Annotated in this window: 6 protein-coding genes; all 6 read left to right on the top strand. The window is 32.9% G+C overall.

Going from position 1 to position 12,654, the window contains the following annotated elements; all coding sequences use genetic code 11:
- The first annotated feature begins 192 nt into the window (after positions 1–192).
- Positions 193–2,295 (top strand): glycoside hydrolase family 97 protein, encoded by a 2,103-nt coding sequence (locus LPB87_RS18575; protein WP_230728876.1) that lies wholly within the window; start codon positions 193–195, stop codon positions 2,293–2,295.
- A gap of 464 nt (positions 2,296–2,759) precedes the next feature.
- Positions 2,760–3,725 carry a type I phosphomannose isomerase catalytic subunit gene (locus tag LPB87_RS18580; protein ID WP_230728877.1) on the top strand — a complete coding sequence of 322 codons (966 nt, stop codon included), beginning with the start codon at positions 2,760–2,762 and terminating at the stop codon, positions 3,723–3,725.
- 272 nt (positions 3,726–3,997) lie between these two features.
- Positions 3,998–5,008, top strand: coding sequence for a LacI family DNA-binding transcriptional regulator (locus tag LPB87_RS18585; protein ID WP_129538879.1), 1,011 nt, complete (start codon positions 3,998–4,000; stop codon positions 5,006–5,008).
- 298 nt (positions 5,009–5,306) lie between these two features.
- Complete coding sequence (locus LPB87_RS18590; protein ID WP_230728878.1) at positions 5,307–8,396, top strand: SusC/RagA family TonB-linked outer membrane protein; 3,090 nt, start codon at positions 5,307–5,309, stop codon at positions 8,394–8,396.
- Between the two features lie 16 nt (positions 8,397–8,412).
- Positions 8,413–9,927, top strand: a complete 1,515-nt coding sequence (locus LPB87_RS18595) for a SusD/RagB family nutrient-binding outer membrane lipoprotein (RefSeq protein WP_230728879.1) — start codon at positions 8,413–8,415, stop codon at positions 9,925–9,927.
- A 503-nt stretch (positions 9,928–10,430) separates the two neighbouring features.
- Positions 10,431–12,419, top strand: a complete 1,989-nt coding sequence (locus tag LPB87_RS18600; RefSeq protein ID WP_230728880.1) for a glycoside hydrolase family 2 protein — start codon at positions 10,431–10,433, stop codon at positions 12,417–12,419.
- Positions 12,420–12,654 lie beyond the last annotated feature (235 nt).

The following is a 12,654-nucleotide window of genomic DNA, read 5'->3' on the forward strand; positions in this document are numbered from 1 at the left end:
AATTCTTACTTACCATTGTCTTTAAGTTTTATTGAATTAAAACATAATATTGTTTAATATCATGAATAGACTTCCTTTATTGTGGGATAATACTACTTATAAATCATAATTTTTGCATTAAGTATGCAAGTAAGATATTTTTTATTATGTTTGCTAAATCGATTTAGTAATTCATATAACTTTCTTAAAATCATGAAAAATATATTTTTTATCTGCTTTTTTATTTTTGTTTCAACTTCATTTACGAATGCTCAGGAACTTAAATCGCCAAATGGTAATTTGACTTTAAAGTTTCATTTGAATTCTGAAGGAACGCCAATTTACTCATTAAGTTATAAGAAAAAAGAAGTAATCAAGGAAAGTAAATTAGGTTTTATCATAAAGTCGGATATTATGCTGAATAGAGGTTTCCAGATTACAGATACCAAATTTCAGTCTGAAAATAGTATTTGGAAACCAGTTTTAGGAGAACAAAAAGAAATACATAATCATTATAATGAATTGAAAACTGAGCTTATTCAAGAGAAAAGTAAAAGAAAAATAGCAATTTATTTCCGTTTGTTTAATGAAGGTTTAGGCTTTAGATATGAATTTCCTGTACAAGATAATCTGCGTCATTTTATTATTCAGGAAGAAATAACCGAATTTAATTTAACAGGTGATCATAAACTTTTCTGGATTCCGGGTGATTATGATACAAACGAATATAGTTATACGACTTCTAAAATATCCGAAATGCAATCATTGGTGTATAAAGCTGTACATGTTCCTCTAGCTTCACAAGCACCAATTAAGAATTTGGCAACACAAACACCTTTAATGATAAAGACCGATGCAGGGCTTTATATTAATATTCACGAAGCAGCTCTAAAAAATTATCCAGCAATGTGTCTTAATGTCGATGATAAAACGTATTCGCTGAGTTCGCATCTTGTACCAGACGGTTTAGGAAATAAAGGATATATACAAACAGGGAGTTTTACGCCTTGGCGTACGATTGTTGTAAGTGATGATGCAAAAAATATCTTGGCTTCAAAAATGATATTGAATCTTAATGAAGCATGTGATTTTGAAGATACTTCTTGGATAAAACCAGTAAAATATGTTGGAGTTTGGTGGGAATATTTTACAGGTGGAGGATCTACTTGGGCATATTCGGATAATCAGGATGTGGTTATTGGAGCTACCGATTTTTCTAAATTAAAATCTAATACTACGCATGGTGCTAATACAAAACATGTAAAAGAATATATAGATTTTGCTTCTGCAAATGGTTTTGATGCCGTTTTGGTTGAAGGGTGGAATGAAGGCTGGGAAGATAATACTGCTTTTAAGAAAGAGCGCATTTATAGTTTTTCAAAAGCATATCCTGATTTTGATGTAAAAGAGTTGAGTAACTATGCCAATAAAAAGAATGTAAAAATTATTATGCATCATGAAACTACCTCTTCGACTGCGGAATATGAACGACAATTAAATGACGCATTAAACTTTATGGTCGATAACAATTATAATGCGGTTAAAACAGGATATGTTGGACCAATTATTCCGAGAGGAGAACATCATGATGGGCAACAAATGGTGAATCATTATACTTACGTTGCTAAAGAAGCCGCAAAGCATAAAATCATGGTAAATTCACATGAGGCAGTTCGACCTACAGGTTTACATCGTACTTATCCTAACTGGTTTGCACAAGAATCAGCACGAGGAACTGAGTTTGAAGCTATGGAAGGAATTCATCCTGATCATACTACAATCTTGCCTTTTACTCGACTAATGGGTGGTCCGATGGATTATACGCCTGGAATTTTTCAAGGAGATTTATCGGTGTACGGATCCAAAAAAAACAAGTTAAGTACAACATTAGTAAAACAATTAGCATTGTATGTTACCATGTATAGTCCGTTGCAAATGGCAGCTGATTTACCTGAAAATTATGTGCGTTTTAAAGATGCATTTCAGTTTATTAAGGATGTTGCTCTAGATTGGGACGAAACCTATATTCTAGAAGCCGAACCCGGAGATTATATTACAATTGCTAGAAAAACAAAAGGAAAGCAAGAATGGTTTGTTGGCGGAATTACTGATGAAAAGCCACGTACTGCTATGATTGATTTTAGTTTTCTGCCAGTTGGGAAATCATACACAGCAACGATTTATGAAGACGGAAAAACAGCAGATTACAAAACCAATCCGCAATCGTATAACATTCGTAAAGTAACTGTAAATAGCAAAACTAAATTGAAACAAAAATTAGCTCCTAGTGGTGGAGTAGCTATTTCTATAAAATAAACACAGTTAGAGAAGCGGAATGCTGATAAAAACTGATTAGTAAATCAGCTCAATCTGCGAGAGAAAAAGTATAACCACTCCCGATAGCTATCGGGATAAAAAGATTTTTGTTTCACGCAGATTTAAGTTAAATGTAAAATTAGTTAGTGACAATTTGTGAGATTAGTGGCGAAAAATAGTTTCACGCAGATTTGGCAGATTGAGCGGATTTTTTAAAATCATTTTAATCCTTTTTAATCTGTGGCAAAAAAAATCACGCAGATTTACTTCGTCTGTTAGCTATCGCTCGGGTGGCAGATTGAGCAGATTTAAGTTAGATGAAAAATAATTCGTGACAATTCATGAAATTAGTGACAAAAAAATATAAAACAAAGTATTGCTTTAAAATCCGTTTTAATCCGTGCCATCTGCGTTGCCTTTTAGACAATCCCAAAAAAAACAATAATTTTTTAAAAAAAATAAAAATGAGCATAAAAATGTACCCTTTGCAATTTGAACCAATCTTGAAAGAGAGAATCTGGGGAGGCGAAAAATTAAAAACAGTTCTTAACAAACCTATCGTTTCTAATATTACAGGGGAGAGCTGGGAATTATCTACTGTAGAAGGAGATGTAAGTGTTGTTGCAAATGGAGAGCATAAAGGGAAATCATTAGCAGAATTAATAGAGAAACTACCAAACGAAATTTTAGGTACAAGAGTTTATAACCGATTCGGAAAACAATTCCCATTGCTTTTTAAATATCTAGATGCTCGTGAAGATTTATCGATACAAGTACATCCTAATGATCAGTTGGCAAAAGAACGTCATAATTCATTTGGTAAAACCGAAATGTGGTATGTAATGCAAGCAGATCCAGATGCAAGGATTATTGTTGGATTTAAAGAAGATTCCAATAAAGAAGAGTATGTTGAAAATCTAAAGAACAATACATTAGTATCTATTTTAGATGATGTAAAGGTTAAAGCAGGTGATGTGTTCTTTTTAGAAACAGGAACAGTTCATGCTATTGGCGCAGGATTGGTTGTTGCAGAAATTCAGCAAACTTCGGATATTACCTATCGATTATATGATTTTGATAGAGTAGATGCTCAAGGAAATAAAAGAGAACTACATGTTGATTTGGCATTAGATGCTATCAATTATAATAAAGTTGATACATATAAGAAATATGAAACTATTGTAAATGAATCTAATGTAGTTGTAGATTGTCCTTATTTTACAACAAATTTTATTCCGTTAAGCGGAGTCGTTAAAGTGAATAGAAATAAAGATACTTTTACAGTCTATATGTGTGTTGAAGGAGCTTTCGAAATTAGATATGAAAATGTAATTTATCAATACAAAAAAGGAGATACGGTTTTGATTCCTGCTGCTATAGATGGATATGTATTAAATGGAGAAGCATCAATTTTGGAAGTGAGTATTTAGAGGTTCAAAGAGACAAAGGTCCAAAGGGGCAAAGGTTCTGAGGTGCTAAGATTCTAAGGTTCTGAGTGAGATTGTTTTTAAAGAGGTGAACTGTAACTGTAACTGAATACTAATTAATCAGTAAATGCTTGTGATAGTTGATTAAAATACTGATAAGTGCGTGTAAAATAATGATATGTTTAAAAAAATAATTACAAAATCGTTTTAGTAACTATTTTTATATATATTTGTGATATAATTAATAACAGCTTAATAATAAATTAACTCGCTAAATGAAAAAGATTACAATTAAGGATATTGCCACAGAGGCGCAAGTGTCTATATCTACTGTATCTTTTGTTATTAATGATAAAGGCGAAAAAATGGGTATTAGCCCTGCAGTTATTAAGAAAGTGCAAGAAGTTGCAGATAAGCTTAATTATCGACCAAGTATGATTGCTACGAGTCTTAGAACAGGAAAGACTAGATCTATCGGACTTATTGTTGAAGATATTTCGAATCAGTTCTTTGCAGATCTAGCCAGAGTTATTGAAGATGAAGCTAAAAGTATTGATTATAGAGTTTTTTATTGTAGTACAGGAGGAGATGATGAGCGTTCTGAAGAACTGATACATAGTCTTTTGCAAGCAAATGTTGATGGTTTTATTATAACACCAACAGAAAAGCTTGAAAAAAGTATCGACCTGCTTTTAAAATTGCAAAAGCCAGTAGTATTAATCGATAGATATTTTCCAGGTCAAAAAGTGAGCCATGTGGTTATGGATAATTACGAAGGTTCTCATTCTGCAACTAAATATCTATTAAATAAAGGAAGAAAAAATATTGCTGTTGTTAATACTAATTCAGGAATGATCCAGATGAAGTTGAGAGAAGATGGATATAGGGATGCCTTAAAAGAGGAAGGTATTTATAATGAGTCTCTTGTTCTTCATATGGATTACAATAGCAGCGAGGAAAATAAAATTGCTGATATATTTAGTTTTTTTACAAAGAACCCAAAGATAGATGCCGTATTATTTTTGGCGAATTACATGGGATTAGCAGGTCTTCAGGCTTTTAGAGGTATGAAGTTTAGGATTCCAGAAGATGTTTCGGTTATAAGTTTTGATGATCACGATAGTTTTCGATTACATACTCCAACCATATCAGTTATTGCACAGCCAATTAAAGAAATAGCCGAAAATGCAATAAAATTATTGATGGATCAAATGACAGGGATTAAACCTTTTGTTATTGAAGGAATACGTAAAAAAGGAAATTTAATAATAAGAGAATCGGTATAATATGACACCGTTTTCAAAAAAAAAGAATTAAGGGAACTTTGTTTTTTTTTGCTCTTTTTACTAAATCGTTTTAGTAGGTTTTGATTTATCAAAAAAGAGGAATTGTTAAATTTTTTTGATCTGTTTACTATATCGATTTAGCAAAATAACATAAGTATCAAATTGATGCTAATCAATGACATTCACGGTTCAGGGACTACGGATGACATATTTAAATTGAGTTCCTATTTTTTATTAATATTTTAAAAACAAACAAGTCAAACAAAAATCAAAACAAATAAACCAAAAACAAACGCTTATGAAACAAATTTTAGCAGTGTTAGCGATGGTAATGTTAAGCAGTTTAGGGGCTGTGGCACAAAACCGATCACTAACTGGCGTAGTAGCAGATGCAGATAACAAAGGAATTGTTTCTGCCACCATTAAGGTAAAAGGAAAATCCATTAGCTCTATAACGGATTCTGAAGGGCGCTTTGCAATGACTATTCCAGAAGGAAAGGTTAGTCTAACAGTATCTTCTATTGGATTTATTACACAATCAGTAGAAGTAGGTGAAAGCGAAAAAAATATTACAGTAATACTATCTTCAAGTGTAGAAGAGCTGAAAGATGTTGTGATTACCTCATTTGGAGTAAAAAAACAGAAGAAAAGCTTAGGATATGCTGTTGGAGAACTCAAAGGAGATGATTTAACAAAAACTAAGGAAGTCAACCTAGGAAACGCACTTCAAGGAAAAATAGCAGGAGTAAATGTATCAGCACCTACTTCGGGACCATCAGGATCAAGTCGTGTAGTAATTAGAGGAGCAACTTCGGCTTCGGGACTTAATCAGCCTTTGTATGTTGTAGATGGTATTCCTATTGACAATAGCCAACAAGGAAATGCTAATATGTGGGGGGGAGCAGATAAAGGAGATGGTATGTCTTCATTCAATCCAGATGATATCGCATCTATGTCTGTATTAAAAGGGAGTGCTGCATCGGCACTTTATGGATATAGAGGATCAAATGGAGTTATCTTGATCACAACTAAAAAAGGTAAAGCTGGTAAAGGAATAGGAGTTGATTTTAGTACGAATTCTACATTTAATACTCCTGTAAATCTTTTAAAATGGCAAGATCAATATGGAACAGGAGAACCTTTAAATGGTATTCCTACCAGATATAATAATTTACAACAGCTTAGAGATAAGTATTATAACGCTTGGGGAGATAAATATGATGGTACGCCTTCACTTTCTCTTGATGGAAAAACTCGACCATATCAGGCATACGGTAAAGATAACGCAGATAATTTTTACAGAACAGGATATTCTTTTAGCAATACTTTAGCAGTGTCTGGAGGGAATGAAAATACAAATTTCAGATTGTCATTTGGAAATACAAAAGATGAGTCAATCTTGCCAGGAACAAACTTTAGAAGAAGTAATGTTGCTTTAAATTTGAACTCAAGAGTAAATGAAAAGATAAGTATTGAGGCCAATGCGCAATACATTGCTGAAAAAAGCCACAACAGACCCTATTTGAATGATTCTCCTAGAAACGCATCTTACCCTATTACTTTTTTAACACCAGCAACAGATATTAGATGGTTAAGTAATGGATATGATGCAAATGGAGGTGAAGCAGATTATTTTGGAGCTAACACCTATCAAACCAATCCTTATTTTGCTACGCAAGAAGATCTGAATAATGATCTTAGAAAACGTTTTATTGGTTCTACTAAAGTAAATTATAATATTACAGATAAAATTTACGCTAAAGCGGTGATCGGTATAGATGATATTAATTACGAATATACTGAAATTGAGCCTACAGGAATTAACTATCTTCCAGGAGGATCTTATGAAAACAGAGTTGAAACCCGTTCAGAGGTTAATGCATCTGGTTATTTAGGATATAAAGGTGATATAGCAAAAGACCTTACATTGGATGCTTTTGTTGGGGCAAACCGTCAGCATAACAGATTTAGCGGTATTAAAATGAAAGGGAATAACTTTATTGTACCGTTTAAATATTTTTATGGAAATACTATGCCAGACAAAACAGAGAAATTGTACTCAGAAAGTGAAGTAAACTCTCTTTTTTATTCTGCTGATTTAGGTTATAAAAATTTCTTATACTTAAATGTAACTGGTCGTGAAGATTGGTTTTCGACTTTAAATCCTGAAGATAATAGTACTTTTTATCCGTCTGTGAGTACGAGTTTTGTTTATTCAGAAGTTATTGATTTTCCTGAGTGGATGTCCTACGGTAAAATTCGAGCAGGTTGGGGTAACGTAGGGGGAGCATTACCAGACGCATACGCTTTAGCTTTAACATATACTGCGCCAGATGGACAAACAGATTCACAAGGGCAACCAATTTTAGGAGTTAATGGAGAAACTGTTCCAAATAAATATTTAAAACCATATAATGTAAGTACAATCGAATTTGGTTTTGAAAATACATTTTTCAATAATAGAGTTAGTACAGATTTGACTTTTTACCGTAAGAAAACAACTAACGATATCTCTGATGCCGATATTTCTCAAGCTTCGGGTTATAGAACAACCAAAATTAATGTGGGAGAAATACAAAACCAAGGGGTTGAGTTTGCTGTAAATGTAAAAGCTATAAAAACACCAAATTTTAGTTGGAATGTAGGTTATAATTTTGCTTATAATCAAAGTGAAGTACTTAATCTATCTGATAAAATCAATACAAAAACACTTGAAAGAGATAGAAATTCAAACGCTTTTGTGGTTTTAGAAAAAGGACAGCCTTTTGGAATAATTAAAGCATACGATTATTTAAGAGATGAAAATGGAAAAATCCTATTAAGTTCGGATGGTAAATTCATGAGAGGAGACTTAATTGTAGCTGGACAAGGTGTTGCCCCTACTTCAATGGGACTTTCAAATGATTTTACTTATAAAAATTTGACACTTTCGGTTTTTGTAGATGCTAAATTTGGAGGAGATATTTACTCAGCGACAAACCAAAAAGGAACAGAATATGGATTATCAGATAATACACTTGATGGACGTGAGGGAGGAATTGCAGTAACGGGTAAGGATCCTGCTGGAGGTCCTGTTAATCAGCAAGTTTCGGCTTATGATTACTGGAGAAGTTATAGTGATATAACATCAAATTTTGTTTATAATGCAGATTTTGTTAAGCTAAGAGCTGTTTCTTTAAGCTATAATTTTCCGAAAGCATATCTTGCACATTCACCATTTCAATCTATTAGTTTAGCATTCTCTGCTCATAATTTATGGACAATTTATAGTAATACACCAAATATTGACCCAGAATCAAATTATTCTAATAGCAATGCACAAGGACTTGAAAGAGCATCTATGCCTTTGACTAGAAACTACGGACTAACTCTTAATGTCAAATTCTAATAATAAAAATTGTAAGATGAAAAATAAATATATAAAACTATTTTGTATCGCAATTGTTAGTGCAATGACATTGACAGCATGTGATAACGGATTCGAGGAATTAAATAAGAATCCAAATGCTTTAACAGATCCTGCACCTAAATCTATGTTTACGCTTGCCGAAATATATATCGATGGACAAGATTATTCGAATACAAGAGGAAACAATGGATATGCAGCTCAAATAGTGCAACACTTTGCCTCATTAGGAGGACCAGGTTCAAAATATATCTATGTATCAGAGTATTCAGGCTCTTTATTTGGAGAATCATACGGTAAGGGATTGAATCAAATTTTCCAGTTGTTATCAGTTTTACCAAATACGCCAGAAAATTCAAATATGATTCAGGCATGTAGAATCATGAAAGTATTCATGTTCCAGAAATTGACAGATACTTATGGAGAAATTCCATATTTTGAAGCAGGAAAAGGTTATAATGGGAACATTTTTGCACCTAAATATGATACACAGCAAGCAATCTACAATGATTTATTAAAAGAGTTAGATGAGGCTGGTACTGCATTAGATGCCAATAAAGCTTTTGTAGGTAATGCTGATTTATTTTACCAAAGTGATGTAGCAAAATGGAAAAAATTTGCGAATTCATTGATGTTGAGAGTGGCAATGCATTTGTCTAAAGTAGATCCGGCAAAATCAAAAGAATTTGTAGAAAAAGCAGTAGCTAAAGGTGTTTTTAATTCAAATAGCGATAGTGCAGTACTAAAACATGATTCAGGTCCCGCAGGAGTTAGGACAAACCCTATTACTTCATCTTGGGTTAGAAATGATCTAAATGGAGGAGAAGCTAACGTTAAATACAGTAAAACTTTTATAGATTTATTGAAAAATACAAACGATCCACGTTTAAGAATTTATGCAAAATTAGAAGCTTCAGGAGATAATAATCCTGCTCATCAACAAGGACTTGCAAATGATGCAAAAGAATTCCCAGGTGGTGACAAAAAACTTTTTTCAGACCCAAATACTTCTACCGTATTGCGTTTAGATGCACCTACTTTAATTATGTCTTATGCCGAAGTAGAATTTTTATTGGCAGAAGCAGCAGTAAAAGGTTGGAATGTTTCAGGAACAGCACAACAACATTATGAAGATGGAGTAAAAGGAGCAATGCAAGGTTTAACCATTTTTGGAGACAAAGTGCCAGCAGTTACAACAGCAGAGTATGACACATATATTGCAGCTCATCCTTTTAAAGCCACAGGAACAGAGGCTCAAAAAATAGAGCAGATTATAACTCAAAAATGGATTGTTTTATTATTTAATGGTTTCGAAGCTTTTTCTGAGTGGAGAAGAACAGGATATCCAGTTTTAGTACCAGTCAATGATCCTTTAGGTGATACTAATGGTATTATTCCAAGAAGATTAATATACGATCAAACTGAGTTAATAACAAATGGAGCCAACTATAAAGAAGCAATACAACGCCAAGGGTTAGACTTAATGACAACCAGAATTTGGTGGGATAAATAATTAATATTGGTTAGGTTAGTTAAAATAAGTCGGGTAGGAGGGTACCTCCCGGCTTATTTTTAAGATTTTATTTTGATTATATAAAAAAAACAGTTGTTATAAAGAGGTTAATATATTGTTTTTTAGTACCTTTTTTTTCGCAAACAGTGAAATTGCTTTTGCTGAAAAAAATGGAATTACTTTTAATATAACTAAAGAATCTAATGACATTGGTTATAGATTTTATATGGGATAAATAGATTTCTTAAAATATTAAAAACTGCTCTTGCAATATGTTGTAAAGATGATGTTAACAAGTTTAAGTTTGGCAGCTGTAAAAAAGGAAATATGTCTAGATATTTTTGTTAGTTACTCTTATTCTGGGATATAAAAACCTAAAAAAGAGAAGGAATTAATTATTAAATGAATTAACCTTCTCCTACTGCCAACGATTAGCAATTATTGATCTTTACAAAAAGACTAAAAAAATTAGACCTAAATAATAATTTTATTACACAGTAAAAATGAAATGTAAAAAAAGCTTTTATTGGTTTGTCGGCATATGTCTTGCAAATTTTTCATTTGCAGTACGTGCTCAAAATATTGATATAAAAGAAGGTTGGGAATACCGCGAAACCAAAACTACAAAGTGGTATCCAGCAACAGTTCCTGGAGAGATACATACTGATTTGTTGAATAACAAATTAATATCAGATCCATTTTATAGGGACAATGAGAAAAAGCTAGAATGGATAGAAAAAAAAGATTGGGAGTATAAAACGACTTTTCAGGTAAGTTCAGCAACTTATAATAAAAAATACTCAGAACTGGTTTTTGATGGATTAGACACTTATGCAACAGTTTATTTGAATAATCAATTGGTTTTAAAGGCAGATAATATGTTTCGCCAATGGAAAGTTGATGTAAAAAAGATAATTAAACCAGGAAATAATGACTTGGTAATCGTATTTAAATCAGCACAAAATGTAGTCGATTCACTTGCAAAAAAAGATTTACCATTTGTAATTCCAGATAACCCTCGTGCCTATGTACGTAAAGCGCAATATCATTTTGGATGGGATTGGGGACCTAAATTTACTACTTGCGGAATAGTGAAAACACCACGCTTAGAAGCGTATGATAAAAAAACGCCAGAGAAACCGTATGTACTCAATCGAAAGATAGAGTTGGTACAACAACCAGATAGTTTAGGGAAATCATTTTACTTTAAAATAGATGGAAAGCCAGTGTACATGAAAGGAGCTAATTATATTCCTTCGGATGCATTTCTTTCTAGAGTGACCAAAAAGGAATATGAAAAAGTAGTTGGTATGGCAAAGGATGCCAATATGAATATGCTTCGTATTTGGGGAGGAGGAGTTTATGAAGATGATTATTTTTATGACTTATGTGATAAATACGGAATTAATGTTTGGCAAGATTTTATGTTTGCAGGGACAATGGTACCAGGAGACGACGCTTTTTTCGACAATGTAAAGAAAGAAGTTCAGTATCAGGTAAAACGCTTGCGTCATCATCCGAGTATTGTGTTATGGTGCGGAAATAACGAAGCCGACGAAGCATTCAAAAATTGGGGATGGCAAAAAAGTATGAATATGTCCAAACAAGATTCGACACGATTATGGAAAGATTACGTTCGCTTGTTTCAGGATAGTATCCCAAAATGGGTAAAAGAAGTCGATAATAAAAGACCATATATTAGTTCATCACCATTATTTCATTGGTCAAAAGAAAAAAGCATAACTGAAGGAGATAGCCATTATTGGGGAACTTGGTGGGGATTAGAAGATGTAGAAGCAGTACAGAAAAAAACAGGACGTTTTGTGAGTGAATACGGAATGCAGGCGATGCCAAATTATTCGTCAATCGAAAGATTTACGTTGCCAGAAGACCGATATTTATATTCCGATATTTTGCAAGCGCATCAAAAAGCTGGAAAAGGATTCATGAAATTAGATTCTTATTTAAATCGTTATTTTATAGATTCGACCAAAATAAAGAAAATGAATGTCGAAGATTATACATACCTCACACAATGTTTGCAATATTATTCGCTGAAGAACATTATCGGAATTCACCGTTCTAAAGCACCTTATAATATGGGAACATTGGTTTGGCAACTTAACGATTGTTGGCCTGTGGCAAGTTGGAGTGTAACTGATTATTACGACCGTCAGCCAAAAGCAGCTTGGTATGCCATGAAAGAAGCCTATCGTGATGATATTAAACCTGAAATTGATTTAACACGTCCGATAGATTTAAAGTTAGAAGATCCACAAATCACATGGAAAGTACAAGGAAATAAACTGATTTTAAAAGCTTCAAAATTTGCAAAATATGTAAATGTTTCCATAAAAGGATACACAGGCAAATGGAGTGATAATTATATAGACTTAAAAGCAGGAGAAGAAAGAACAATTACATTCGAAGGGAAAATAACAAAACCAGAGGTTAAGGTTTATTCTCTTTATGATGTTCTTAAAAGGTACTAAAAAAGGTACTAAAAAAGGTACTAAGGTTTTGAGGGACAAAGGGACAAAGGTTTCTTGTGTTGCGAATAAAAAAGGTTCAAAGGTTTTCTGTAAAGACGCACCGCAGTACGTCTTCAATAGATGTTAAAGGCTAAAAACTTTGCGAACTCTGCGTATCCCAATAGCTATCGGGACTGTGCACTTTGCGGTTAAATTTTATTGTAAAAAAAGAAACAAATGGAAAAACTTTGCGAAC

The organism is Flavobacterium sp. EDS (genome assembly GCF_020991525.1).
GTDB lineage: Bacteria > Bacteroidota > Bacteroidia > Flavobacteriales > Flavobacteriaceae > Flavobacterium.